The organism is Streptomyces sp. NPDC006925 (assembly GCF_042869575.1).
Lineage (GTDB): Bacteria > Actinomycetota > Actinomycetes > Streptomycetales > Streptomycetaceae > Streptomyces.
Window position 1 is genome coordinate 81,508 of record NZ_JBIAGB010000024.1, and the last position, 23,864, is coordinate 105,371.

Here is a 23,864-nt window from a genome sequence, read left to right on the forward strand (position 1 = left end):
AACGAAGGAGAGACACCATGCCGAAGCCCTCCAAGGGTCCCCGTCTGGGCGGCAGCGCCGCGCACCAGAAGGCGATGCTGGGCAACCTCGCGACCGCGCTGTTCGAGCACGGCCGCATCACGACGACCGAGGCGAAGGCCCGCCGCCTGCGTCCGGTCGCCGAGCGTCTGATCACCAAGGCGAAGAAGGGCGACCTGCACAACCGTCGCCAGGTCATGCGGACCGTCCTGGACAAGAGCGTCGTCCACACGCTCTTCACCGAGATCGGTCCCCGGTACGAGAACCGTCCCGGTGGCTACACCCGCATCACCAAGATCGGCCCCCGTCGCGGCGACAACGCCCCGATGGCGGTCATCGAGCTGGTGGAGCCGCTGACCGTGCAGCAGGCCGCGGTCGGCGAGGCCGAGGCCGCGACCAAGCGCTCCGCCAAGGACGCCGCCGGTGACGAGGCCGTCGCCGACCTGAAGAAGGAGTCGGCCGACGACGAGGGCGAGTCCAAGGACGCCTGAGCAGCGCACGGCTGACGTATGAGTGGGCCCGTCCCCCGGCAGGGGGGGCGGGCCCACTCGTCGTATCCGGCCCGGGCCGGATGAGAAGATCGGGCCGTGACGAACGACCTGGTGCGAGTGCGGCTGGATGTGTCCTACGACGGACGGGAGTTCTCCGGATGGGCCCGGCAGCACGGCCGGCGCACGGTCCAGGGTGAGATCGAGGACGCGCTGCGGGTCGTCCTGCGGCGGGACGAGACCCCGGAGCTGACCGTCGCCGGGCGCACCGACGCCGGAGTGCACGCCCGAGGGCAGGTCGCACACGTCGACCTGCCCGCCGAGGTGTGGGCCGAGCACGGCACGCAGCTGCTGCGCCGGCTGGCGGGCCGGCTCCCGATGGACGTCCGGGTCCGCCGCGTCGAGGAGGCGCCGCCGCACTTCGACGCCCGGTTCTCGGCGATCTGGCGGCGCTACGCCTACTGGGTCACCGACCATCCCTGGGGCGCCGATCCGCTGCTGCGCGGCCATGTGCTCTGGCACAACTGGCCGCTGGACCTGGACGCCATGAACGAGGCGGCCCGCGGGCTGCTGGGGGAGCACGACTTCGCGGCGTACTGCAAGAAGCGCGAGGGCGCGACGACCATCCGCACGCTGCAGGAGCTGGCGTGGGTACGCCGCCCGGACGGGGTGCTGGAGGCGACCGTGCGGGCCGACGCGTTCTGCCACAACATGGTGCGCGCCCTGGTGGGCGCCATGCTCTTCGTGGGCGACGGCCACCGCTCCCCGGAGTGGCCCGCGCAGGTGCTGGCCGCGGGCGTGCGGGACTCCGCCGTCCATGTGGTGCGCCCGCACGGCCTCACCCTGGAGGAGGTCGGCTACCCGGCGGACTCGGAGCTGGCGGCCCGCAACCTGGCCTCCCGCAACAAGCGCACCCTCCCCCCGCTGCCGGGCCGCGGCGCCGCCGCGGGGTGCTGCTGACGGCACCCGAGGGTGTGCCGCGGCGCTGCGAGGGCGTGCCGCCCGGACGCCGCAGGGTGACGGATGCGGGTGCCGGACGCCGCCGCGGGGCCGGACACCGCGGGCCCGGCGGGAGACCAACGGGAGCCCGCCGGGAGGATCCGACGGTCAGTCCGACTCCGAGGACTTCTCCGGCTCCGGGGACTTCGCCGCGGCGGCCGACTGGTCCTTGCCGCGCTTGAGGACCCGCGCGTAGGCGTAGTTGGAGCCGTCGAGGGCGGCCTGCTGGGCCTTCTTGTCGCCCGCTCCGGAAGGTTGGCCGTCGGTGCGGCCGGCGATGGTGAAGTACGCGTACCGGCCCAGCGAGTTGGCCGTGGTGCGGCAGGTGACCGTACGGCAGAAGTCGGGGACGCCGCCGCCGGGGAGGGCGACCAGGTTGGGCTGGTACTGCTTCTTGGCCTTCTCGGCGGTGGCGGCGTCCTTGAAGACGGCGATCCCCACGGTGACGGCGATGCCGTCGTGGGTGTAGGTGGCGCGGAAGAGGGCGGTGCAGTTGTTGCGGGTCAGCACCGGGCCCAGTCCCGCGTGCGCGGCCGCCGCGCAGTCCTTGCTGGAGTCGGTCTTGGTCAGCTTGTAGGGGTGGTCGTTGATGGTGACGCGGCGGGTGGGGTAGAGCGTCTTGGCGCTCAGCGGGGCCTTGTCCCGGGAGGCGTCCGAGATGAAGTCCCGCGGCGGTGCCGGGGGCGGCGGCTCGTCCTTGAACGTCGGTTGCGGGTCCTTGTCGCCCGGCGGGACGCTGGAGGAGGGCGGCAGACTGTCCGAGGGCTTGTCGGATGCCTCCGAACCGTTCTCGTTGACGACGGCCACCGCGACGATGCCCGCCACGGCGGCGGTCGCCAGGGCTCCGCCGCCCGCCATCAGCCAGCGCCGACGTCGGGCGCGGCTGCGCTCGGCCTGCTCGGCGAGTGCCGCCCAGTCGGGGGCCGATCCGCCGAGGTGCCCGGAGTTCTGATCGCCGGGGCCGCCGCCCCAGTGCCCATCGGGTCCGCCTTGGGAACCCCACGGAGGTCCCCCCTGCCCAAAGCTCATGACCGCATCCTATTGCGCGTGATATTCGCTTGGATCGGGCGTCGTCGGACCGTGACAATCGGGTTCATGGGACATGTCGAAGTCGCGCACCTGGATTTCCTGCTGCCCGACGGGAGAGCGCTCTTCGACGATGCGTCGCTGCGCGTGGGCGAGGGCTCCTCGGTGGCGCTGGTGGGGACGAACGGCGCGGGCAAGACGACGCTGCTGCGCCTGATCGCCGGGGAGATCACCCCGGACGGCGGCACGGTGACCGTCAGCGGCGGCCTGGGGGTGATGCCGCAGTTCGTGGGCGGCGTCCGGGACGAGAGCACGGTCCGCGACCTGTTGGTCTCCGTGGCGCACCCGCGGATCAGGGCGGCGGCGCGGGCGCTGGACGACGCGGAGTACGCGGTGATGACCGTCGACGACGAGGCGGCGCAGATGCAGTACGCGCAGGCGCTCGCCGACTGGGCGGAGGCACGCGGGTACGAGGCGGAGACGCTGTGGGACGTGTGCACGGTCGCCGCGCTGGGCGCCCCCTACGAGAAGGCACAGTGGCGGCAGGTGCGCACCCTCTCCGGCGGTGAGCAGAAGCGGCTCGTCCTGGAGTCGCTGCTGCGTGGCACGGACGAGGTGCTGCTGCTGGACGAGCCGGACAACTACCTGGACGTCCCCGGCAAGCGGTGGCTGGAGGACCGGCTCCGCGAGACGTCCAAGACGGTGCTGTTCATCTCCCACGACCGCGAGCTGCTGGCCCGCGCCGCCGACCGCATCGTCAGCGTGGAGCCGGGCGCCGCGGGCAGCGACGTGTGGGTGCACGGAGGCGGCTTCGAGACGTACCACGCGGCGCGCCGGGAGCGGTTCGCGCGGTTCGAGGAGTTGCGGCGGCGCTGGGACGAGGAGCACGCGAAGCTCAAGCGGCTGGTGGTCATGTACAAGCAGAAGGCCGCCTTCAACTCCGACATGGCCTCGCGGCTGCAGGCGGCCCGCACCAGGCTGCAGAAGTTCGAGGAGGCGGGGCCGCCGCTGGAGCCGCCGCGTGAGCAGGACATCCGGATGCGGCTGCGGGGCGGCCGTACCGGGGTGCGGGCGATCACCTGCGCCGGCCTGGAGCTGACCGGCCTGATGGACCCCTTCGACCTGGAGGTCTTCTACGGGGAGCGGGTCGCGGTGCTGGGCTCCAACGGCTCGGGCAAGTCGCACTTCCTGCGGCTGCTGGCCGGCGGGGAGGTGGCGCACACGGGTGACTGGAAACTGGGCGCCCGCGTGGTGCCGGGCCACTTCGCGCAGACCCATGCCCACCCGCCGCCCGGCCACCGCCCCTCATCGACGGCGCTGAGCGCCGGCACCTCCTCATTCGAACTGGAGGGCCGCACCCTGCTGGACATCCTGTGGAAGGAGCACGCCCGGGACCGCGGCGCCGCGATGTCGGTGCTGCGCCGGTACGAGCTGACGCGCCAGGCCCAGCTGCCCTTCGAGCGGCTGTCCGGCGGACAGCAGGCGCGCTTCCAGATCCTGCTGCTGGAGCTGGCCGGGGCCACGGCCCTGCTGCTGGACGAGCCGACGGACAACCTGGACCTGGAGTCGGCGGAGGCGTTGCAGGAGGGGCTGGAGGCGTTCGAGGGGACGGTGGTGGCGGTGACGCACGACCGCTGGTTCTCCCGCTCCTTCGACCGCTGGCTCGTCTTCGGCGCCGACGGCCGGGTCCGGGAGTCCGCGGAGCCGGTGTGGGACGAGGCCCGGGTGGCGCGGAAGCGGTGAGGCCGCGGTGCCGCGGGGCGGTGCCGCGGGGCGGTGCCGCTGCCCGGGGCGCGTACGGTGCGGCCGCGGGGGTGGCCGGGCCGGCGGCGAGTCGGGCGGCGGTCCCCGGTCCCGGGGCGGGGTGCGGAGGCCGTCCGGGGGGCTGTTTTGACCCTTGCGGGGCAGGGTCGGTATCCTGCTGGTTCGTTGTGTGTATTGGCTTGCCTGTTCTCACGTGGGGGGTCTATACACCGGCCTACCGGTCGATGACCAGCGATCAGCATGCGGTTGCGTCACCGCATGCGATCTTGCCTGTCGTGATCTGCCTGGTTGGCCCTGTCAGGACCCAATCACTGAAGAAGCGAAGGCTACGACCGTGCGTACGTTCAGCCCCAAGCCTGGCGACATTCAGCGCCAGTGGCATGTCATCGACGCCCAGGACGTCGTCCTCGGCCGGCTGGCCTCCCAGGCCGCCACTCTCCTGCGGGGTAAGCACAAGCCCGTGTACGCGCCCCACGTCGACACCGGTGACTTCGTCATCATCATCAACGCCGACAAGGTGCACCTCTCCGGCAACAAGCGCACCCAGAAGATGGCCTACCGCCACTCCGGGTACCCGGGTGGTCTGCGCTCCGTCCGCTACGACGAGCTGCTGGAGAAGACCCCGGAGAAGGCGGTGGAGAAGGCCGTCAAGGGCATGCTCCCCAAGAACTCCCTGGGCCGTCAGATGCTCTCGAAGCTGAAGGTCTACGCGGGCGACCAGCACCCCCACGGTGCCCAGCAGCCCGTGCCGTTCGAGATCAGCCAGGTCGCGCAGTAAGTCCGGCCACCCCCTAAGACTGAAGAGAAGCTGAGGAGAATCGTGGCCGAGACCACCGCCGAGACCCCCGTCGAGGGCGTCGAGGAGTACACGACCGAGACCCCCGAGGCCCCGGAGGAGTACACCTCCGAGTCCCTCGCCTCCCGGTTCGGCGACCCGCAGCCGGCCGCCGGCACCGGTCGCCGCAAGAACGCCATCGCCCGTGTCCGGATCATCCCGGGCTCCGGCCGGTGGAAGATCAACGGTCGCACCCTGGAGGGCTACTTCCCCAACAAGGTGCACCAGCAGGAAGTCAACGAGCCGTTCAAGGTGCTGGAGCTGGACGACCGCTACGACGTGGTCGCCCGCATCTCCGGTGGCGGCATCTCCGGCCAGGCCGGTGCGCTGCGCCTGGGCGTGGCCCGTGCGCTGAACGAGGCGGACGTGGACAACAACCGCGGCCCGCTGAAGAAGGCCGGCTTCCTCACGCGTGACGACCGCGCGGTCGAGCGCAAGAAGGCCGGTCTCAAGAAGGCCCGCAAGGGCACGCAGTACAGCAAGCGCTGACCCGGCGCTCGCTGCTGCGAGCTTTCCGGATGCCCCGTCGGCACCTCTCTTCGGTGCCGACGGGGCATCGGTCGTTCGGGCCCGGACCCGACCCCCGGTCCGGTATCCGGCCCGACCCCGGCACGACATCCGGCGCCGCGAACGGCGGCGTCCGCGCGGCCACGCCGGCCACGCCGACAACGGGGCGTATACCTGGGGTGCCGGGCCTTCCGGGAGCCGCCCGGTGAACAACCCGCACCATCCCGCACAACGCCCCCAGAACTCGGAGGAACGACTGTGGCACGACTCTTCGGAACCGACGGCGTACGCGGCGTCGCCAATGAGGGGCTGACGGCCGAACTGGCGCTCGGACTGTCCGTCGCGGCGGCCCATGTGCTCACCGAGGCGCAGGCCGGCGCCGAGGCGGAGCGGGAGGGCTCCCGGCCGGTCGCCGTCGTGGGCCGGGACCCGCGGGCCTCGGGCGAGTTCCTGGAGGCCGCCGTCGTGGCGGGGCTGGCCAGTGCGGGGGTCGACGTGCTGCGGGTCGGCGTGCTGCCGACGCCCGCCGTTGCCTGTCTGACCGGCTCCCTCGGGGCCGACCTGGGCGTGATGCTGTCGGCCAGCCACAACCCGATGCCCGACAACGGCATCAAGTTCTTCGCCCGCGGCGGCCACAAGCTGGCCGACGAGCTGGAGGACCGGATCGAGGCCCTGTACCACGAGCACGCGGCCGGCGAGCCGTGGGCGCGGCCCACCGGTGCCGGAGTGGGCCGGGTCAAGGACTACGACGAGGGCTTCGACAACTACGTCGCCCACCTGGTCGGGGTGCTGCCGAACCGGCTCGACGGGCTGAAGGTCGTCATCGACGGGGCGCACGGCGCCGCGGCGCGTGTCTCGCCGGAGGCCTTCGCACGGGCCGGGGCCGACGTGGTCACCATCGGCACGGACCCCGACGGCCTCAACATCAACGACGACTGCGGCTCGACCCACCTCGACGGGCTGCGCGAGGCCGTCGTGCGGCACGGCGCGGACTTCGGCGTGGCGCACGACGGCGACGCCGACCGGTGCCTGGCCGTCGACGGGGCCGGGCACGAGGTGGACGGCGACCAGATCCTCGCCGTCCTCGCGCTCGCCATGAAGGAGGCCGGGCAGCTCCGCAAGGACACCGTCGTCGCGACGGTGATGTCCAATCTCGGTTTCAAGCTCGCCATGGAGCGGGCGGGCGTCGAGCTGCTGCAGACAGCGGTCGGCGACCGCTATGTGCTGGAGGAGATGAAGCGCGGCGGGTTCTCGCTCGGCGGTGAGCAGTCCGGGCACGTGATCGTGCTCGACCACGCCACCACCGGCGACGGCACGCTGACCGGTCTGATGCTGGCCGCGCGCGTCGCCGCCACCGGCAGGCCGCTGGCGGAGCTGGCCGGGGTGATGGAGCGCCTGCCGCAGGTGCTGGTGAACGTACCGGACGTGGACAGGACGCGGGTGGCGACCGCTCCCGAGCTGCTCTCCGCCGTCGCGGAGGCGGAGCGGGAGCTGGGGGAGACCGGCCGGGTGCTGCTGCGGCCCTCCGGGACCGAGCCGCTGGTGCGGGTGATGGTGGAGGCCGCGGACATCGAGCACGCGCGCGCGGTCGCCGGACGGCTCGCGGACGTGGTCAAGCGCGCGCTGGGCTGACGGCACCGCGGTGACCGGGGGGTGCGGGTGACCGGGGGCGCGGCGCGTCCCGCCGTGCCCTCGGCCTCGTCGGCTGCCTCCGGTCACGGCCTGCCTCCGGTCACGGCCTGCCTCCGTTCACGGCCTGCCCGGCTCGCCGCCTGCCCCCGGCTTCACATCTGCCCCGCCGTGGTCGCATGCCCCGCCGTGGTCAGAGCTTGCGCAGGGACAGCCGCTGCACCGTGTGGTCGGCTGCCTTGTGCAGCTGGAGGGTGGCCCGGCCCCGGGTGGGCGCTATGTTCTGCCGCAGGTTGTGCTCGTTGACGGTGCGCCAGGTGGTGCGCGCGTAGTCGAGGGCCTCCGCCTCGGAGACGGCCGTGAACCGGTGGAAGTGGGAGCGCGGGTCCTGGAACGCGGTGGCGCGCAGCGCCCGGAACCGCTCCAGGTACCAGCGCTCGATGTCGGAGGTGCGCGCGTCCACGTAGACGGAGAAGTCGAAGTGGTCGGCGACGGCCAGCCGGGTGCGGCCGTCCTTGCCGGGCAGGGCCGGCTGGAGGACGTTGAGGCCCTCGACGATGAGGATGTCGGGCCGCCGCACGGTCAGCCGCTCCCCGGGGACGATGTCGTAGCGCAGATGCGAGTAGACCGGAGCTGTCACCTCCGGTTTTCCCGCCTTGACGTCGGCGACGAACCGGGTGAGGGCGCGCCGGTCGTAGGACTCGGGGAAGCCCTTGCGGGACATCAGCCCGCGCCGCTCCAGTTCGGCGGTGGGCAGCAGGAAGCCGTCCGTGGTGACCCGCTCGACGCGGGGGTGCGTCGGCAGCGGGGATTCTTCGCCCGGGGACCGGGGCCGGGAGAGCAGTGCCTGCAGCAGCCGGGAGACAGTGGACTTCCCGACCGCGACACTGCCCGCGACGCCGATGACGAACGGGGTGCCGCGCTGCGGAGCGGGCCGCTCGGGGCGGCGCGGGTCGTCGAGGAAGGCGTTGAGGGACCTGCGCAGCTCGTGGGTGGCCGCGACGTACAGGTTGATCAGCCGGGACAGCGGCAGGTAGATGTCCCGCACCTCGTCCAGGTCGATGACGTCGCCGAGTCCGCGCAGGGCCTCGACCTCGGTGGCGGTCAGCGGGAGCGGGGTGCGCTCGTGCAGGGCGCTCCACTCCGAGCGGCCGAGGTCGACGTAGGGCTTCGTGGGCACGGTGCCATTCTGCGCGGGCGGTGCGGGGTGCCGGCGGCCGGGGCTGCGGACCTCCGGTAACCCAGGTCCGACCCCGGTTCGCCGTGTCCACCGTGCCCGGCGGTCCGGTGGGCACGTGGTCGCGGCCGGTCTGCGTGCCGGGCGGGCGGCTGCCGGTCATATCGGTCGGACAATCTGCGGACAAACGGTGTACGTGGTGTGCCGATCGGGGCTATGTTCCGCCCATGTCGCACCCCTTGAGCCGCATACGTCGCCCCCGCCTCCGCCGCACCTCCGATGCCGCTGCGCTGACCGGCCACGCCGGGCACGTCTACAGCGACCTGGCCGACGGGCTCCCCGACGAGGACCTGACCGAGGACCTGACGGACTCGCTGGAGCTGTACGTGATGGGCAGCAAGCCGCGCTGCGAGGAGTCGGAGTACCTGGAGTTGATGGAGGACGCCATAGAGCGCATGGCACGGGGCGAGTGACCCGGCGGGGGAGAGCGCGTTCCGCGCCGTCGCGGCGCGTACCCTCACCCCGTCGGTGATCCGCGGCGCGGCCGCGGCGGGACGGCGGCAGGGCGGTACGGCGGCAGGGCGGTACGGCGGCAGGGCCGGGATGGGGTGTGCGGAAGTGGGACAGCAATGATCATCGGGGTGGGGATCGACGTCGCGGAGATCGACCGCTTCGCCGCCTCGCTGGCGCGGACTCCCGGCATGGCGGACCGGATCTTCGTCGACCGCGAGCTGTGGCTGCCCAGCGGCGAACGCCGCGGCACCGCCTCGCTGGCCGCCCGGTTCGCGGCGAAGGAGGCGCTGGCCAAGGCGCTGGGCGCGCCCGGCGGACTGCGCTGGACCGACGCCGAGGTGTGCACCGCCGACTCGGGGCGGCCCTATCTGCGGGTGCGCGGCACGGTCGCGCGCTGCGCCGCCGAACTGGGAGTGCGGGGCTGGCACGTCTCTCTCTCGCACGACGCCGGGGTCGCCTCGGCCGTCGTCGTCGCGGAGGGCTGAGCCCGGCCCCCGGGGCGCGACCGGATGAGACGGACGCCACACTGGGGGCATGAGGACTGGTTACGGGGTGCAGACCGTGCGTGCCGCCGAGGCGGCGCTCATGGCCCGACTGCCGGAGGGCGCGCTGATGCAGCGTGCCGCCGCCGGGCTGGCGGCGGCGTGCAGCGGCCTGCTGGGGCGGACCTACGGGGCCCGGGTGGTGCTCCTCGTGGGCAGCGGCGACAACGGCGGGGACGCGCTCTACGCGGGTGCCCGGCTCGCCCGGCGCGGCGCAGGGGTGACGGCGGTGCTGCTGGCGCCCGAACGCGCGCACGAGGGCGGACTGGCCGCGCTGCGGGCCGCCGGGGGACGGGCGCTGCCCGCGCCCGGTGCGGTGGTGGAGGGCGCCGCCGCGCCGGTGGCCCCCGTGCTGGCCCGCGCCGATCTGGTGCTGGACGGGATCGTCGGGATCGGCGGCACGGGCGGACTGCGGCCCGCCGCCGTGGAGCTGGCCGACCTGGTGCGGGAGGCGGGGGTGCCGGTCGTCGCCGTCGACCTGCCCAGCGGGGTGGCCGCCGACACCGGCGAGGTGCCGGGCCCGGTGCTGCCCGCCGGGGCCACGGTCACCTTCGGCGCGTACAAGCCCGGCCTGCTGGTCGACCCGGCCCGGGAGCTGGCCGGCGCCGTCCGGCTGATCGACATCGGTCTGGGGCCGCACCTGCCCGCCGTCCCGGAGGTGGAGGCCCTGCAGCACGCCGATGTGGCCCGTCTGCTGCCGAGGCCGCAGGCGGAGAGCGACAAGTACCGGCGCGGCGTCGTCGGCGTCGTCGCGGGCTCCGGCCGCTATCCGGGGGCTGCCGTGCTGGCCGTCTCCGGGGCGCTGCGCAGCGGCGCGGGCGCGGTGCGGTACGTGGGTCCGGGCACGGAGGCGGTGGTCTCCCGCTATCCGGAGACCCTGGTCTCCGAGGGGCCGCCCGGGCACGCCGGGCGGGTGCAGGCGTGGGCCGTCGGCCCCGGGCTGGGCGACGAACCGGCCGCCCGGCAGGCCGTCGAGGAGGTGCTGGCCGGGGATGTCCCCGTGCTCGTGGACGCGGACGGGCTGCGGCTGATGGACCCGGACGCGGTGCGCGCCCGCACCGCCCCCACTCTGCTGACGCCGCACGCCGGGGAGGCCGCGGCGCTGCTCGGCACGGCCCGCGAGGAGGTCGAGGCGGGCCGGCTGGCCGCGGTGCGCGAGCTGGCCCGGCGCACCGGGGCCACCGTGCTGCTCAAGGGCTCCACGACGCTGGTCGCCGAACCGCCCGGCACCGACGACGCCTCGATGTCCCCCGTGCGGGTGAATGCGACCGGTACGGGGTGGCTGGCGACGGCGGGCAGCGGGGATGTGCTCACCGGGCTGGCCGGGGGACTGCTGGCGGCCGGGCTCTCAGCGCTCGACGCCGCCTCCGCCGCCGCCTATCTGCACGGCCTCGCCGGTCGGCTGGCGACCGACCCGCCCGCCGCGACGGACCTCGCCGAGGCGCTGGCCCCCGCGTGGCAGGACGTCCTGCGGGGGGCGTGAGCCGCCTGCCGCGCCGCGGTGCCGTGCGCTGGGCACGGCACCGCGGCCCGTTCCGGGGCACCGGGCCGGTGGCCTACTCCGGGGCGGCCGTCCGCTCCTGCGGCGGGACGGGCGCCGGGGTGAGCTGTTTGCCGAACCAGTGGTCGGCGTAGGGCGAGTCGTTGAACGGGGCGATCTCCTCGTACCCGAGCCGCGCGTACAGTCGCCTGGCCTCCACCAGGTCGTGCCGGGTGTCCAGCCGCACCGCCGCGGCACCCATCCGCAGCGCGGTGCACTCGGCGGTGTTGACCAGCAGCTTGCCCAGGCCCCCCTTGCGGGCGTGCGGGGCGACCCAGACGCGGCGGATCTCGGCCGTCGTGGGCGTCACCATCAGGACGGCCGCACAGCCGGCGACGGAGCCGTCGGCGTGCGCGCGGGCCAGCAGGAAGGTTCCCGCGGGCGGGGTGAGCGCGTCGTCCGGCTCCGCGGCCAGCGCCGCGTCGATCTCCTGCCCGGTCGCAGGGCGTCCGTAGTAGCGGCCGGCGATCTCGCCGATGTAACTGCGCACGGTGGCGACCGCGGCCGGGCTCTGCACGGGTTCGGGTTGAATGGTCCACATCACGGGATCATTGTCCGAGCCCCGTCAATGCTTTTTTCGCTGCCCGGGGAGGGCTCTCCGCCGACGATCCAGCAGGGCGCTTCCGCGGGCGCCCCGCAGTCCCCACCGGGACGCCGCCCGGGACTGTCGGTGGGCGGTGCCACACTCCGCACATGAGCGAACAGAGCGCCGCGGGCGCGATGCCGACCGCATTCTCCGTGCCGTGGGCGGACGACACACGGGAACCGCTGCCGCTGGTGGGCGACGAGCGGGAGCTGCTGACCCGCTACCTCGACCACTACCGGGAGACACTGCTGCTCAAGTGCACGGGTGTGCCGGCCGAGGCGCTGTCGGAGCGCGCGGTACCGCCCTCGGGACTGACCTTGCACGGGCTGCTGCGGCACCTGGCCGGGGTGGAACGCTGGTGGTTCCGCATCCAACTCGCCGGGGAGGACGTGCCGCTGCTGTACTACTCGGACGACGACCCCGACCAGGACTTCGACTCCCTGGGAGGCGACCCGGCCGAAGCGCTGGCGGTGTGGCGTGCCGAGTGCGAGCGCTCCCGCGAGATCGTCGCCGCCAGGGACCTGGACGCGACCGGCACGCACGCGCGCACCGGCGCCCCCGTCTCGGTCCGCCGCGTGCTCCTCCACCAGATCGGCGAGTACGCGCACCACTGCGGCCACGCCGACCTGCTGCGCGAACGCATCGACGGTGCGACCGGCCACTGAGAGCCGCGCCGATCCGGGCACCTGCGACACTGAACCCGTGAACGACGTGCCACAGGTGTCCCGCCCCACCCACCTGCCCGTGCCCGGCGCGGACGACGCCGACACCGGACGCGCGGCTGCCGAGCGCGGCGGGAGCGGACCCCCGTCAGGTCGGCGCGCGGACTCCGCTCCGCGCTCCGGCGGGGCCCCTGCCGAACCCGGCCGGGCGTGTGCCGAGATCGATCTCGGCGCCGTGCGGGACAACGTGCGGACCCTGCGCGGCTACGCGCCGCGGGCCGAGCTGATGGCCGTGGTCAAGTCGGACGGCTACGGGCACGGTGCGGTGCGCTGCGCCCGGGCCGCACGGCAGGCCGGGGCGGGCTGGCTGGGGGCCGCCACCCCGCAGGAGGCCTTCGCGCTGCGGGACGCCGGGGACACCGGTCGGCTGATGTGCTGGCTGTGGACACCGGGCGGGCCGTGGCAGGGGGCCGTCGAACGCGACATCGACGTCTCGGCGAGCAGCCACTGGGCGCTGGATGAGATCGTGGCGGCGGCCCGCGCGGCCGGGCGCACCGCGCGGGTGCATCTGAAGGTGGACACCGGGCTCGGACGCAACGGCTGCCAGCCCGCCGACTGGCCGCGGTTGGTGGCGGCGGCGCGGGCGGCCGAGGCGGAGGGCGCGCTGCGGGTGACCGGGGTGTGGGCGCACTTCGCCTGCGCCGACGAACCGGGCCACCCCGCCAACGCCGCGCAGCTCGACGCCTTCCGGGAGGCCGTCGCGGTCGCGGAGCGCGCCGGACTCGACCCCGAGGTGCGGCACCACGCGAACTCCCCCGCGACCCTCACCCTGCCCGAGTCCCACTTCGACCTCGTCCGTACCGGTGTCTCCGTCTACGGGCTCTCCCCGTCGCCGGAGGTCGGTACGGCCGACAGCCTCGGGCTGCGCCCGGCGATGACGCTCAGCGCCTCGCTGGCGCTGGTCAAGCAGGTGCCCGGCGGCCACGGGGTCGGCTACGGGCACGCCTACACCACCCCGGGCGAGACGACCCTGGGGCTGGTTCCGCTCGGCTACGGCGACGGCCTGCCGCGGCACGCGTCCGGGGCCGGTCCGGTGCTGGTCGCCGGGAAATGGCGCACGGTCGCCGGCACCGTGGCCATGGACCAGTTCGTCGTCGACCTGGGCGGCGACGAGGCGGCAGCGGGCGACCGCGCCGTCCTCTTCGGCCCCGGCGACGGGGGCGAGCCGACCGCCGAGGACTGGGCCCGCGCCGCGGGCACCATCTCCTACGAGATCGTCACCCGGATCAGCGCACGGGTACCCCGGGTATACGCCAATGAGCAGGCCGAGGACTGAGCCGGGCAGCGGCACGGCGGTCGGGCGCGGACACCGGTGACGGACGGGACGGAACCGCGCGTACGGGACGGACGGGGGCGGTCATGAGCGACAGCAGCAGCACACGGGACGCGGTCGGGGCGGCTGTCGGCAGGGCGTCCGGCGCATCCGGCGCGTCCGGCGGCGCGGCCTGGACCCGCCGGGCGGGCGTCGCGGGCGCCGCCCTGGGCGCCGTCGCGGCCGGGGTCGCGCTCGAACGCCTCACCGTGCACCGTTCCGTACGCCGCAAGGCGCGGCTGGCGCTGGATGCCGCGGGCCCCTACGGCACGCTGCGGGGGACTCCCGGCCGGGTCCCAGCCGCGGACGGTACGGAGCTCTACTACGAGGTCGACGAGCCCGCAGACTTCCCGCTCCCGCGCACGGACCCCGCGGCGCCCGCCCCCGGGTCCGGCGACGGGCTGGGCGGCCCCGAGGTCAGCCCGGTCCCGCTGCCCGGGGCGCAGTCGGCGTCGGGGCGCGGCCGGGGCGCGACCGAGGACACTGCCGGGCCGGTGGCCGGGTACTGGTCGCGGCTGGTGGAGCTGGTGCGGGGCCGGGGCGGCACCGGCAGCGCGCCGGTGACCGTGGTGTTCTCGCACGGCTACTGCCTCAGCCAGGACGTGTGGCATTTCCAGCGGGCCGCGCTGCGCGGCGCCGTCCGGTGCGTCTACTGGGACCAGCGCAGCCACGGCCGCTCCGCGCGGGCCGCGGCCGGCGAGGCGGTCTCCATCGACCTGCTGGGACGCGACCTGAAGGCCGTCCTCGACGCCGCCGCCCCCGAGGGGCCGGTGGTGCTGGTGGGCCATTCGATGGGCGGGATGACGCTGATGGCGCTGGCCGAGCAGTACCCGGAGTACGTCGAAGAGCGCGTCGCGGGCGTGGCGCTGCTGGGCACCAGCGCGGGCGGGCTCGGCGAGGTGACTTACGGCCTGCCGGCCGCCGGGGTGCGCACCGTGCGCCGGGTGGTGCCGGGGGTGCTCCGCGCGCTGGCGGCCCAGTCCGAACTGGTCGAGCGCGGCCGCCGGGTCACCGCCGACCTGTTCGCCGGGGTGGTCAAGCGGTACTCGTTCGGCAGCCCCCGCGAGGTGGACCCGGGGGTGGCCCGGTTCGCGGAGCGGCTGATCGAGTCCGTGCCGGTGGATGTCGTCGCGGAGTTCTATCCCGCCTTCGCCGAGCACGAGAAGACCGCCGCGCTGTCGGCCTTCGCCGACCGCCCGGCGCTGGTGCTGGCCGGGGACCGCGACCTGATGACGCCGAGCGAGCACAGCGAGCGGATCGTGGTGGCTCTGCCGGGCGCCGCGTACGTGCTCCTGGAGGCGACCGGTCACCTGGCCATGCTGGAGCGCCCTGAGCAGGTGAACGAGCACCTGGCCGAGTGGCTGGCGCGTACCATCCGGACCCATGGAAGCACCGCACGACCAGCATCCCGCTCCGCCTCCGCAGGCTCCTCCCGGCGACCGCACCGGCGCTGACGGCACCGGCAGCACCAGCGGCCCTGAAGGCGCGGCGGACGGCCCGCGCAACGAGACCACCCTCACCGTGCCCACGGCCGACGCCATGCGGGCGCTCGGCCTGCGGTTGGCCGGACTGCTGCGCGCCGGTGACCTTGTCCTCCTGACGGGTGAACTCGGCGCCGGGAAGACCACCTTGACGCGCGGCTTGGGCGAGGGCCTGGATGTGCGCGGCGCCGTGACCTCGCCCACCTTCGTCATCGCCCGCGTGCACCCGCCGCTGGGGGACGGCCCGCCGCTGGTGCATGTGGACGCCTACCGGCTGGGCGGCGGGCTGGAGGAGATGGAGGACCTGGATCTGGACGTCTCGCTGCCGGATTCGGTGGTCGTCGTGGAGTGGGGCGAGGGCAAGGTCGAGGAGCTCACCGAGCAGCGTCTGCACGTCGTCCTCACCCGTGCGACGGGCCAGGACGCCCCGCCCGGCGAGGGCGTCGCGCCCTCCGGCGAAGGCGTCGGCGACACCGGGTCGGAGGGGGCCGAGGACGTACGGACGGTCACCCTCGTGGGGGTCGGACCGCGCTGGGCCGCGGAGGACTTCGGAGCTCTCGGGTAGCCGCCCGGCGCCCGGTTCCGGCGCCCCGGCGTGCCGACATGGTGTCGGCAAGATGTTGCGCGGTCGGCGCGGACCGTGGTCCCATGGGAGGTGAGAGCACGGTTAGGTATGCCTAAGTGTATGCCTAGGTGTCACCGTGCCGACGCCCCTGGAGGAGCCATGACCGCACAGCAGTCTCAGCAGCGAGCGCCGCGGGCGCCGCACGCGCCTGCGCGGGACGAGTCGGCGTCCGCCGGTGGACACACCTCGCACGGCACGCCGCCCATGAGTGAACTGCTCGCGTCCTGCGCCGCCGCGGCCGCCGTCTCCAGCCCGCCGTCGGACGCCGGGACTCCCGACGAGGAGACCACCCCGGCCGGGCGCGCACCTTCCGCACGCCGCTGAGGGCTGTGCCCGTACGAGGCCGCTGTGCCCGTACGTGACCGAGGGTCGCATGCCGCGCGGCGTGCGGGTACCGGGGCCCGAATCCCGTGAGCCCTCACAGGGCGCGCCTCCCGAATACCGGGTCGGCATCGCCCGGAGCCCGGAGCCCGGCAAAAGGGCCGAACGGGGAACGGGAGTTGCTAGCGCACCACCACGACGCGGGTGCCGATGGGTGCGTGCAGCCACAGCGCCTCACCGTCGGCGCGCTTCTCGCGGATGCCGCCCGTTCTGCGGGAGGCGTCCGGCTCCGGCGTCGACCCGTCGAGTGCCGCGCTGAAGCCGACCGTGACGCCGTCCACGTCGGCGAACCGCACCACGTTCTCGACCGGAACACCGTCCGAGCCGGTCACATGGGAGGCGCGCGAGGTGACCTTGTAGGCGCCCGGCTCGGGGTCGACCGTGCTGGGGAAGACCTCGAACGTCCTGGCGGCCTTGCCGTTCTTGCCGACCAGCCACACCCGCTGCCGCTTGAGCGCGTAGACGACGCGATGGCCCCGGCCGGAGTCGCCGGGCAGCGCGGTGTCCCGCTCGGCGGGGGTGCGGCTCTTCCCGTCCGAGGCGCCGGGCGAGGGCTTGGCCGACTTCGCCGCTGACGGCTTCTCGGCGCGCTCCTGGGCGGCCGACGCCTGGTAGGCGAAGAAGCCGACCACGGCGAGTGCCGCCGCCGTCAGCCCGGCCACGATCACCCCGGCGCTGCTGCCGCTGCTGCGTGCCACCGTGTGCTGCCACCTCTCCTGCCCGCGTGCTCCCGCGGTGGACTGCCGTCCGTCCCGTCCGGGAGCCGACCTCGGGTCGACGGTAGCAGCAGGCGCGCCGCGCATGGTTCGGGGCGGAGCGCAGGGCCGGTGGGCGGCGGTGGGAGAGCCGTAGGTCGAGGGGCCGGCGAAACGCAGGGCAGGGGGAAGAGGAGACGCAGGGAAAAGGGGGAGGGGAAGCGCAGGGCAGGGGGGAGGGGGAACGCAGCGTGGCGAGAGGAGGAACGCCGGGCGGCGGGATCGGCAACTTGGAGTAATGCCCGCGCTTGTGTTCGCATAAGCCGATGACCCCCCACGGTTCATCGACAAACTCCACAACCCCCATACCGAAAGTTCCCGAACCTCAGGACCAGCAGGGCCAGTTCCGGGTGCACCGGGACCGGTTCCCGGCCGGCCGGGGCGGGGACGGCCCCCAGGGCCGGGACAGCGGCCCGGAGCACTCCCACGCGCCGGCCAGCCCCTACGACGAACTGGCGTCGCTGGCCCCGGCGGACGCTGCTCCACCCGGCACCGCCGCCCCCAACCCGTACGAGGCGCTCGGGGACGGCGCGGGGAGCGCGGGCGGCGGGTATGGCGGGTATGGCGGGTATGGCGTGGCGGGGTCCTCCGCGGCGGCCTCCGGGCCCGAGGAACCGTACGAGGGCGGACTGCGGGGCCTCGGTCTGCGGTCCGACTACGACGAGCCCGCCTACGAGGACCGGATGCCGTATCTGCGGGCCGTCCGCAGGCGCCGCCGCTCCCGGCTGTCCCGCACAGTCAAGCTCGGCGTCGCCTGCTGCGCGCTGCTGGCGTTCCTCGGCGTCGCCGACCGCTGGGCCGCGCTCTACGCCGAGGGCAAGGCCGCCGACCAGGTGCAGAGCGCGCTGAAGCTGCACGCCCGCCCCGAAGTGCACATCAACGGCTTCCCCTTCCTCACTCAGGTGGCGCGGAGCCGCCTGGACGATGTGGAGGTGGCGATTCCTGATGTGCCCGCGGGCCGGGTCTCGGTGGCCCAGGTCAGCGGCCGGGTCAAGGACGTGCGGATCATCGGCGACGCGCCCTCCTCCGTCCGCGGCGCGGTGCTCGGCCGGATGAAGGGCGACGTGCTGCTCGACTTCGACGATCTCGACCGCGAACTGGGCACCTCGCAGGTGACGTTCACCCCGGGCGGTCCGCACACCGTGCTGGCCGCGGGCGAGCTGCCCGTCGCGGACACCGAGGTCAAGGTGCGGGCGCGCGCCCATCTCGCCCGTACCGGCGATCACGGCGTGGGCACCACGGTGGACGACATGCGGCTGGTCGTGCCCAAGCTGTTCAGCTTCACCCCGGGCACCGGCGAGGAGGCGGGGCTGCGGCTCTCCCGTCCGCTGGCCGAGCGCATCCAGCACGACCGCGACAAGGCGCGGGCCCTGTTCGGGGTGCGGTCCATCGCGCGGCGGTTCGGCATGACACCCGAGCAGGCCCGGCAGGCCCGGCACAGCGACCGGGAGCTGAGCCGGGTGACGGGGACACCGGACTTCGTGGACAAGGTGATGCGGCTCAACCTGCTCGATGTCGCCGTGCGGCATCCGAAGCTGCTGGAGAAGGCAGGGATCGACCCGGCCCTGGTGGCGGCCCTGGAGAAGATCGAGGAGCCGAAGCTCGCGGACAAGCTCGCTCTCCGCGTCACGCTGCCCGACCTGCCCGGTGACGTGCGGCTGCGCGGCATCTCGGTGGCCAAGGAAGGCATCCGTGCCGAGCTGACCGGGGCTGATGTCCCGTTCGGTGAGGGAGCCACGAACGAGGGAAACGCCGAGGGCGACGACAAGGGAGACAACGGGGGAGACAACGAGCGGGAGAACGCGCGGCGGGAAGCCCCCGGCCACCGGCAGCACGCCGGGGCGCACATGGGTGCCGACGCGCGCGGGAACGGCGCCGACGCGCGCGGGAACGCGGCGATGCACCCGGTGAAGCACCCGGTGAAACACCTGGTGCCGCACCGCTGACGCACCGCTGACGTACTGGGCGGAGATCCCCGGTGCACGGCACGGCCCGGCCGCCGGGGCGGGGGTGGCGGGCCCGCGCGGGTGAGAGCGGGCCGTGCGGGCGCCGTAGGCTGGTCGGGTGTTGATGCTCGCGCTGGATACCGCCACACCCGCCGTCACCGTCGCACTCCACGACGCGGACGGCGACCGCACGCTCGCCGCCGCCCACCAGGTCGACGCCCGCCGCCACGGCGAACTGCTGCTGCCCTGCGTGGACGCGGTGCTGGCGGAGGCGGGCCGGAAGCTGGCCGAGGTCACCGACCTGGTGGTCGGCGTCGGACCGGGCCCCTACACCGGACTGCGGGTCGGTCTGGCGACCGCGGAGGCGTTCGCGGCGGCGCTGGGCCAGCGGGTGCACGGCGTGTGCACGCTCGACGGCATCGCGTACGCCTCCGGACTGGAGGAACCGTTCGTCGTCGCCACCGACGCGCGCCGCAAGGAGGTCTACTGGGCCCGGTACGCCGACGCGCGCACCCGCAGCACCGACCCGGCGGTTGACCGGCCCGCGGAGATCGAGGCCCGCGAGGAGGAGATCGGCGCCCTGCCCGCCGTCGGCGCGGGCGCGGTGCTGTACGAGTCGGTCTTCCGGGGCGTACGCCACGACCTGCCCGCCGACCAGTCGGCCGCGGCCCTCGCCCGGCTCGCGGCCGAGCGACTGGCGCGCGGCGAGGAGCTGCTGCCGCCCCGTCCGCTGTATCTGCGGCGGCCCGACGCGCAGGTGCCCGCCAACTACAAGGTGGTCACCCCGCGGTGAGCGCCGCCGACCAAGCCGCCGCCCACCAAGCCGCCGCCCACCAAGCCGCCGACGACCTCGCCGACGACGCCGCCGGCCGCGGCTCCGGCCCCGCGCGGGCGGGTGGCGCGGAGGGCGGGGAGAGCCGCGTCGGTCTGCGCGAGATGCGCTGGTGGGACATCGAGCCCGTGCTCGCGCTGGAGCAGCGGCTCTTCCCCGAGGACGCCTGGTCGGCCGGGATGTTCTGGTCCGAGCTGGCGTACGCGCGGGGAGCGGACGCCACCCGGCGCTACCTGGTCGCCGAGGACGCGGTCCCTTCTCCGGAAGCGGGTCCGGCGGGCCGCCTCGTCGGCTACGGCGGCCTGGCGGCCGTCGGCGGCACGGGGGACATCCAGACCATCGGCGTGCTGCCCGGCCACCGGGGCACCGGCCTCGGCGCGCGGCTGCTGCGGGCGCTGTTGCAGGCCGCCACGGACTTCGAGTGCGCGGAGGTGCTGCTGGAGGTGCGGGTGGACAACGCGCCCGCGCAGCGCCTGTACGAGCGCTTCGGCTTCGTGCCCATCGGCATCCGGCGCGGTTACTACCAGCCCACCGGTACCGACGCGCTGGTGATGCGGCTGGCCGACCCCGCCGGGTATGCGGCCGCCGCCGACACCTCGGGGGACGCCCCCGCGAACACCCTTCCGCACCCGCATCCGCATCCGCATCCGCACCAAGGAACGAAGAGCCATGGCTGACGAACCGCTCGTTCTCGGCATCGAGACCTCCTGCGACGAGACCGGCGTCGGAATCGTGCGCGGCCACACGCTGCTGGCCGACGCCGTCGCCTCCAGCGTGGACACCCACGCGCGGTTCGGCGGCGTCGTCCCCGAGATCGCCAGCCGGGCGCACCTGGAGGCGATGGTGCCGACGATCGACCGCGCGCTGGAGCAGGCCGGGGTCGCCGCCACCGACCTGGACGGCATCGCGGTGACGGCGGGCCCGGGGCTCGCCGGGGCGCTGCTGGTCGGCGTCTCGGCGGCGAAGGCGTACGCGTACGCGCTGGGCAAGCCGCTCTACGGCGTCAACCACCTGGCCTCGCACATCTGCGTCGACCAGCTCGAACACGGCGCGCTGCCCGAGCCCACGATGGCGCTGCTGGTCTCCGGCGGCCACTCGTCGCTGCTGCTGGCGCCCGACATCACTTCCGACGTCCGGCCGCTGGGCTCCACCATCGACGACGCGGCGGGCGAGGCGTTCGACAAGGTCGCCCGGGTGCTCAACCTCGGCTTCCCCGGCGGCCCGGTGATCGACAAGTACGCCAAGGAGGGCGACCCGGCGGCCATCGCCTTCCCCCGCGGGCTGACCGGACCGCGCGACGCGCCCTACGACTTCTCCTTCTCCGGCCTCAAGACGGCCGTCGCCCGCTGGATCGAGGCGAAGCGGAACGCGGGCGAGGAGGTGCCCGTCGCCCACGTCGCCGCCTCCTTCCAGGAGGCCGTCACCGATGTGCTGACCCGCAAGGCCCTGCGCGCCTGCCGGGACGAGGGCGTGGACCACCTGATGATCGGCGGCGGGGTCGCGGCCAACTCCCGGCTGCGTGCCATGGCCGAGGAGCGGTGCGCCGAGGCGGGCATCACCCTCCGGGTCCCCCGGCCCAAGCTGTGCACCGACAACGGCGCCATGGTGGCAGCCCTCGGCGCCGAGATGGTGGCACGCAACCGCGCCGCCTCCGCCTGGGACCTGCCCGCGGACTCCTCGCTCCCGGTGACGGAACCGCACGTGCCGGACCCGTCGGCGGCCCCGGACCACGACCACGGCCATGACCACGACGACCACGACCACGTGCACGAACTGAGCAGGAAGAACCTCTACGCCTGATGCCGACCGTCGCCCTCATGTGGGAGGCCAAGGCCGCCCCCGGCCGCGGGGCCGAACTGCTCTCCTGGGTCCGCAGCCGGGAACTGCCCCCGGACGCCCGCTGCGAACGCCGCGAACACTTCACCGCACCGGGCGACCGGGTCCTGGTCATCACCTGCTGGGCGGGCGGATACGACGCGGACGTCCCCGAGCTGCCCGACCCCCCGCCGGAGCTGTCCGCCCGCCCGGTGCACCGGTGGCGGTTCGAGCGCGTGTGAGTCAGGGTGACGGGAGGCAGGGGGTGGGTATGAACGGAGACACAGGAGCCATGGTGGCCGAGTGCTGGGCACCTCGGGATGCAGATGAGGTACTCGACGCGCTGGGGCCCGGCGACTCCTGGCCCGTTCGAAGCGCACGTGCCGTCCTGCGGCCGGATCGGACGCTCGCTGTCGGCTGGACGCGCCGCTCCCGCGTGCTGCGTGACCGTGCAAGGGGCACCGTTGTGGGGCTGGTGGGTGTGTACGCCGCGGATGCGCATTCGTTGAGATGCGAGGGCCTGGTGGAGATCGCGCCCGAGTCGCGTCGCTGCGGTTACGGCGGCGAGGCGTTGATCGTGCTGCGAGAGCTGGCCGCAGCCGGGGGATTCGAGCGGCTGCGCGTATCCACCCCGAACGGTGGTGGCGGCCAGCGGTTCTTGCGAGCACATGGTTTCGACCAGGTGGGGTGGGTGAGGCAGTTCTCCTTGTCCGCGCTGCGACCGCGTCCGAGTGCCTTCGCATTGCCGACTCGTCGGACACGCACCTGTGGGACTTTCACGGCCGAGTACTACGCCGATGTACGTGAGGCGCCCGGCGCAGTGCTGACTGCCTGGCAGGACGCGATGTCCGACGCTGACGACGGGCACCGCATGAGTGCCGAGGAACTCCGGGAGACGGTGTTCCTCGCCGACGAATGGAACGAGGAAGACCAGCAGCCGCTGCTGGCCGTCTTGCGCCGGGACGGCGGCGTCGCCGGGGCCCTGCGGCTCGATGAGCCCTTCCACAACGACGAGCTGGAGCTTGAGGGCGGCCCGTGCGGTTCCGGGAGTCCCGCCGAGGCAGCTGATGTCGCACGTGTTCTTCTGCGCACGGTGCAGGAGTTGCTGCCCTACCACTCCTTCTGCTGCGAGCTGACCGAGCAGCAGAACGGCATGGCTGCCGCCTTGGCGGAACAGCAGGCGCGGCTGGTCTGGGATGTGGTGCGGCTGGAGGAGGCCGTTCACTCCATGGGTTGAGTCTCTTGGGCCTGCTGCACCCGCTCGGCTGGAGTCTGGGCTCCGTACTGGGTCGGCGGCTGGGAAACCCGCTCCGCGACGCGGACGAGCCACGCCGCTGGCGTGTACGGAGCCGGAGGGTCTACTTCCATACCGAGTTCCGTGACGGCCGTGGAGTACTCGATCTCTTCCAGATCCGATGCCAGCAACTCCCGCAGCTCACCACACAGCCGGGCGACGAGTCCTGGGTCGGTGGTGCTGAGGTAGTCGGCGAGTGCCTCATCGTGCTCGCCGAATTCGTCCGGCATCTCCTGTGAGAACCATCCGCCCAGAAGCTGTCCCAGTTCGGGGAAGCGCGCATGCCACTCCCAATGAGTCCGCGGCGGTCCGGGCGGCGGCGCGTCGCTGCTCTCGACGCTCGCCCGGATGTGCTGCGCGAGTTGCTGCAGCCACTCCTGGACGTCGCTCTCCGGGATTCCCACATCCGGTACGGGGTAGAACTCGCCCAGCTTGTGCCGCAGCCGTCCCGGCGGGTTCTGCGCGTACTCCCGCAGTTGTTGCTCCGCTGTGCCCAGCGCCCACGGCCGGTTCTGCCAGGTGTGGCGGAGGTAGGCGGTGAGCGCTTCGCTGCGCTCGTCGGCGGTGTCGTCCGCCGTCCGGCCCAGGTACGCGGTCAGGACCTGATCCAGTTCGCCGTACTTGCGGTCGTGGACGAGGGGCTTCATGGACATCCTGGAAGCTCCTAGAGGTAGACCGGGAACGAGGCGTGTACCGAGAAGCCGTTGTCCTGGGAGGGGTCTCTTCTCAGCACGACGCGAGCGGCTCGCACCTCGATCGCCCCGCGCCCCGCCAGCATCATCGCCTGCAGCAGCACCCGTCCTACCGGTTCCTGCCGCGAGGGCCACGCCGCCTCGATGGTCAGCCGCTGCCGCGTGCCCTGCGCCAACCAGCGGTGGATTTGCTGCTCGTTTCGGGTGACGACCTGCTGTGTGCACCACTGCGCGGTCGCACGGTCGGGATAGGTGGCAGCTCTGGTGGGGGAGGTCACGTTGGCACCTTAGCCTCGCGCTTTCACCACGGTGGCTGTCCGATGCTTGGTCGAAAAAGCGAGAAGTGCCCCTGACCTGCAACGATGGGACTTGTCTAGGGTCCTGT

26 protein-coding genes are annotated in these 23,864 nt (G+C 73.7%); 20 read left to right on the forward strand and 6 right to left on the reverse strand.

Translation table 11 applies throughout. The features are described 5' to 3' along the window. Window positions 1-17 precede the first annotated feature (17 nt). On the forward strand, window positions 18-509 hold the full coding sequence (rplQ, locus tag ACFYNS_RS26075) for a 50S ribosomal protein L17 (RefSeq protein ID WP_360290883.1): 492 nt from the start codon (window positions 18-20) through the stop codon (window positions 507-509). 96 nt (window positions 510-605) lie between these two features. Continuing rightward, window positions 606-1,466, forward strand: coding sequence for a tRNA pseudouridine(38-40) synthase TruA (gene truA / locus ACFYNS_RS26080; protein ID WP_388605328.1), 861 nt, complete (start codon window positions 606-608; stop codon window positions 1,464-1,466). A gap of 147 nt (window positions 1,467-1,613) precedes the next feature. Here truA and ACFYNS_RS26085 read toward each other — a convergent pair whose 3' ends face one another. Beyond that, complete coding sequence (locus ACFYNS_RS26085) at window positions 1,614-2,534, reverse strand: hypothetical protein (RefSeq protein ID WP_360290878.1); 921 nt, start codon at window positions 2,532-2,534, stop codon at window positions 1,614-1,616. A gap of 66 nt (window positions 2,535-2,600) precedes the next feature. On the opposite strand from ACFYNS_RS26085, the gene ACFYNS_RS26090 reads away from it, so the two are divergent. The 4 genes from ACFYNS_RS26090 to glmM all read left to right on the forward strand — a co-directional run bounded on the left by ACFYNS_RS26090 (window position 2,601) and on the right by glmM (window position 7,269). Continuing rightward, the gene (locus ACFYNS_RS26090; protein ID WP_388605330.1) at window positions 2,601-4,274 is read left to right on the forward strand and encodes an ABC-F family ATP-binding cassette domain-containing protein; all 1,674 of its coding nucleotides are present in this window, start codon (window positions 2,601-2,603) and stop codon (window positions 4,272-4,274) included. A 355-nt stretch (window positions 4,275-4,629) separates the two neighbouring features. Next, window positions 4,630-5,073 (forward strand): 50S ribosomal protein L13, encoded by a 444-nt coding sequence (gene rplM / locus ACFYNS_RS26095; RefSeq protein ID WP_388605332.1) that lies wholly within the window; start codon window positions 4,630-4,632, stop codon window positions 5,071-5,073. Window positions 5,074-5,115: 42 nt separating this feature from the next. Continuing rightward, window positions 5,116-5,619 (forward strand): 30S ribosomal protein S9, encoded by a 504-nt coding sequence (gene rpsI / locus ACFYNS_RS26100; RefSeq protein ID WP_019354921.1) that lies wholly within the window; start codon window positions 5,116-5,118, stop codon window positions 5,617-5,619. A 276-nt stretch (window positions 5,620-5,895) separates the two neighbouring features. Further along, entirely contained in the window at window positions 5,896-7,269 is a 1,374-nt protein-coding gene (gene glmM, locus ACFYNS_RS26105) for a phosphoglucosamine mutase (RefSeq protein WP_360290868.1), read from the forward strand. A gap of 190 nt (window positions 7,270-7,459) precedes the next feature. Here the strand turns inward: glmM and coaA are convergent, their stop codons facing one another. Then, window positions 7,460-8,446, reverse strand: coding sequence for a type I pantothenate kinase (gene coaA / locus ACFYNS_RS26110; RefSeq protein WP_388605334.1), 987 nt, complete (start codon window positions 8,444-8,446; stop codon window positions 7,460-7,462). 224 nt (window positions 8,447-8,670) lie between these two features. Between coaA and ACFYNS_RS26115 the strand changes: the two genes are divergently transcribed. From ACFYNS_RS26115 to ACFYNS_RS26125, 3 genes are all read left to right on the forward strand, one after another. Then, a complete protein-coding gene (locus ACFYNS_RS26115; protein ID WP_276478286.1) occupies window positions 8,671-8,916 on the forward strand; it encodes a hypothetical protein in 246 nt (81 codons plus the stop codon). Between the two features lie 156 nt (window positions 8,917-9,072). Further along, window positions 9,073-9,441 (forward strand): holo-ACP synthase, encoded by a 369-nt coding sequence (locus tag ACFYNS_RS26120; protein ID WP_075002184.1) that lies wholly within the window; start codon window positions 9,073-9,075, stop codon window positions 9,439-9,441. 49 nt (window positions 9,442-9,490) lie between these two features. Further along, window positions 9,491-10,981 carry an NAD(P)H-hydrate dehydratase gene (locus tag ACFYNS_RS26125; protein ID WP_388605336.1) on the forward strand — a complete coding sequence of 497 codons (1,491 nt, stop codon included), beginning with the start codon at window positions 9,491-9,493 and terminating at the stop codon, window positions 10,979-10,981. 73 nt (window positions 10,982-11,054) lie between these two features. Here the strand turns inward: ACFYNS_RS26125 and ACFYNS_RS26130 are convergent, their stop codons facing one another. After that, window positions 11,055-11,579 carry a GNAT family N-acetyltransferase gene (locus ACFYNS_RS26130; RefSeq protein ID WP_360290858.1) on the reverse strand — a complete coding sequence of 175 codons (525 nt, stop codon included), beginning with the start codon at window positions 11,577-11,579 and terminating at the stop codon, window positions 11,055-11,057. 152 nt (window positions 11,580-11,731) lie between these two features. On the opposite strand from ACFYNS_RS26130, the gene ACFYNS_RS26135 reads away from it, so the two are divergent. The 5 genes from ACFYNS_RS26135 to ACFYNS_RS26155 all read left to right on the forward strand — a co-directional run bounded on the left by ACFYNS_RS26135 (window position 11,732) and on the right by ACFYNS_RS26155 (window position 16,088). Next, on the forward strand, window positions 11,732-12,289 hold the full coding sequence (locus ACFYNS_RS26135) for a DinB family protein (RefSeq protein WP_360290855.1): 558 nt from the start codon (window positions 11,732-11,734) through the stop codon (window positions 12,287-12,289). 217 nt (window positions 12,290-12,506) lie between these two features. After that, the gene (gene alr, locus ACFYNS_RS26140; protein WP_360290970.1) at window positions 12,507-13,622 is read left to right on the forward strand and encodes an alanine racemase; all 1,116 of its coding nucleotides are present in this window, start codon (window positions 12,507-12,509) and stop codon (window positions 13,620-13,622) included. Window positions 13,623-13,705: 83 nt separating this feature from the next. Continuing rightward, a complete protein-coding gene (locus ACFYNS_RS26145) occupies window positions 13,706-15,112 on the forward strand; it encodes an alpha/beta fold hydrolase (protein WP_388605338.1) in 1,407 nt (468 codons plus the stop codon). Continuing rightward, complete coding sequence (tsaE, locus tag ACFYNS_RS26150) at window positions 15,042-15,704, forward strand: tRNA (adenosine(37)-N6)-threonylcarbamoyltransferase complex ATPase subunit type 1 TsaE (protein ID WP_388605340.1); 663 nt, start codon at window positions 15,042-15,044, stop codon at window positions 15,702-15,704. Before ACFYNS_RS26145 ends, tsaE begins: the two co-directional genes overlap by 71 nt. 159 nt (window positions 15,705-15,863) lie before the next feature. Beyond that, window positions 15,864-16,088 carry a hypothetical protein gene (locus ACFYNS_RS26155; protein WP_360289817.1) on the forward strand — a complete coding sequence of 75 codons (225 nt, stop codon included), beginning with the start codon at window positions 15,864-15,866 and terminating at the stop codon, window positions 16,086-16,088. Window positions 16,089-16,267: 179 nt separating this feature from the next. Here ACFYNS_RS26155 and ACFYNS_RS26160 read toward each other — a convergent pair whose 3' ends face one another. Further along, entirely contained in the window at window positions 16,268-16,843 is a 576-nt protein-coding gene (locus tag ACFYNS_RS26160; RefSeq protein WP_388605342.1) for a L,D-transpeptidase, read from the reverse strand. Window positions 16,844-17,250: 407 nt separating this feature from the next. Here ACFYNS_RS26160 and ACFYNS_RS26165 point away from each other — a divergent pair, with 407 nt between their 5' ends. From ACFYNS_RS26165 to ACFYNS_RS26190, 6 genes are all read left to right on the forward strand, one after another. Next, entirely contained in the window at window positions 17,251-18,846 is a 1,596-nt protein-coding gene (locus tag ACFYNS_RS26165; protein WP_388605344.1) for a DUF2993 domain-containing protein, read from the forward strand. 118 nt (window positions 18,847-18,964) lie between these two features. Further along, on the forward strand, window positions 18,965-19,639 hold the full coding sequence (gene tsaB, locus ACFYNS_RS26170; protein WP_360289811.1) for a tRNA (adenosine(37)-N6)-threonylcarbamoyltransferase complex dimerization subunit type 1 TsaB: 675 nt from the start codon (window positions 18,965-18,967) through the stop codon (window positions 19,637-19,639). A 143-nt stretch (window positions 19,640-19,782) separates the two neighbouring features. Continuing rightward, window positions 19,783-20,355 (forward strand): ribosomal protein S18-alanine N-acetyltransferase, encoded by a 573-nt coding sequence (gene rimI / locus ACFYNS_RS26175; protein ID WP_388605351.1) that lies wholly within the window; start codon window positions 19,783-19,785, stop codon window positions 20,353-20,355. After that, window positions 20,348-21,478: a tRNA (adenosine(37)-N6)-threonylcarbamoyltransferase complex transferase subunit TsaD gene (gene tsaD, locus ACFYNS_RS26180; RefSeq protein ID WP_360289809.1), complete on the forward strand. Its 1,131-nt coding sequence runs from the start codon at window positions 20,348-20,350 to the stop codon at window positions 21,476-21,478. Before rimI ends, tsaD begins: the two co-directional genes overlap by 8 nt. Next, window positions 21,478-21,735 carry a hypothetical protein gene (locus ACFYNS_RS26185; protein ID WP_360289807.1) on the forward strand — a complete coding sequence of 86 codons (258 nt, stop codon included), beginning with the start codon at window positions 21,478-21,480 and terminating at the stop codon, window positions 21,733-21,735. Before tsaD ends, ACFYNS_RS26185 begins: the two co-directional genes overlap by 1 nt. A gap of 224 nt (window positions 21,736-21,959) precedes the next feature. Next, complete coding sequence (locus ACFYNS_RS26190) at window positions 21,960-22,730, forward strand: hypothetical protein (RefSeq protein WP_360289805.1); 771 nt, start codon at window positions 21,960-21,962, stop codon at window positions 22,728-22,730. On the opposite strand, the gene ACFYNS_RS26195 is transcribed toward ACFYNS_RS26190, so the two are convergent. Then, window positions 22,715-23,440 (reverse strand): contact-dependent growth inhibition system immunity protein, encoded by a 726-nt coding sequence (locus ACFYNS_RS26195; protein ID WP_388605347.1) that lies wholly within the window; start codon window positions 23,438-23,440, stop codon window positions 22,715-22,717. The genes ACFYNS_RS26190 and ACFYNS_RS26195 overlap by 16 nt on opposite strands. A gap of 11 nt (window positions 23,441-23,451) precedes the next feature. Further along, window positions 23,452-23,757 carry an RNase A-like domain-containing protein gene (locus ACFYNS_RS26200; RefSeq protein WP_360289801.1) on the reverse strand — a complete coding sequence of 102 codons (306 nt, stop codon included), beginning with the start codon at window positions 23,755-23,757 and terminating at the stop codon, window positions 23,452-23,454. Between the last annotated feature and the right edge of the window lie 107 nt (window positions 23,758-23,864).

Bases quoted from the DNA above. Each gene is read 5' to 3' on its own strand.
- tsaE (WP_388605340.1), top strand. From the start codon at position 15,042: ATGGAAGCACCGCACGACCAGCATCCCGCTCCGCCTCCGCAGGCTCCT.
- ACFYNS_RS26115 (WP_276478286.1), top strand. From the start codon at position 8,671: ATGTCGCACCCCTTGAGCCGCATACGTCGCCCCCGCCTCCGCCGCACC.
- tsaD (WP_360289809.1), top strand. From the start codon at position 20,348: ATGGCTGACGAACCGCTCGTTCTCGGCATCGAGACCTCCTGCGACGAG.
- ACFYNS_RS26085 (WP_360290878.1), bottom strand. From the start codon at position 2,534: ATGAGCTTTGGGCAGGGGGGACCTCCGTGGGGTTCCCAAGGCGGACCC.
- rimI (WP_388605351.1), top strand. From the start codon at position 19,783: ATGCGCTGGTGGGACATCGAGCCCGTGCTCGCGCTGGAGCAGCGGCTC.
- ACFYNS_RS26155 (WP_360289817.1), top strand. From the start codon at position 15,864: ATGACCGCACAGCAGTCTCAGCAGCGAGCGCCGCGGGCGCCGCACGCG.
- ACFYNS_RS26195 (WP_388605347.1), bottom strand. From the start codon at position 23,440: ATGTCCATGAAGCCCCTCGTCCACGACCGCAAGTACGGCGAACTGGAT.
- ACFYNS_RS26185 (WP_360289807.1), top strand. From the start codon at position 21,478: ATGCCGACCGTCGCCCTCATGTGGGAGGCCAAGGCCGCCCCCGGCCGC.
- ACFYNS_RS26120 (WP_075002184.1), top strand. From the start codon at position 9,073: ATGATCATCGGGGTGGGGATCGACGTCGCGGAGATCGACCGCTTCGCC.
- ACFYNS_RS26145 (WP_388605338.1), top strand. From the start codon at position 13,706: ATGAGCGACAGCAGCAGCACACGGGACGCGGTCGGGGCGGCTGTCGGC.
- ACFYNS_RS26090 (WP_388605330.1), top strand. From the start codon at position 2,601: ATGGGACATGTCGAAGTCGCGCACCTGGATTTCCTGCTGCCCGACGGG.
- ACFYNS_RS26135 (WP_360290855.1), top strand. From the start codon at position 11,732: ATGAGCGAACAGAGCGCCGCGGGCGCGATGCCGACCGCATTCTCCGTG.
- rplQ (WP_360290883.1), top strand. From the start codon at position 18: ATGCCGAAGCCCTCCAAGGGTCCCCGTCTGGGCGGCAGCGCCGCGCAC.
- ACFYNS_RS26125 (WP_388605336.1), top strand. From the start codon at position 9,491: ATGAGGACTGGTTACGGGGTGCAGACCGTGCGTGCCGCCGAGGCGGCG.
- ACFYNS_RS26130 (WP_360290858.1), bottom strand. From the start codon at position 11,579: ATGTGGACCATTCAACCCGAACCCGTGCAGAGCCCGGCCGCGGTCGCC.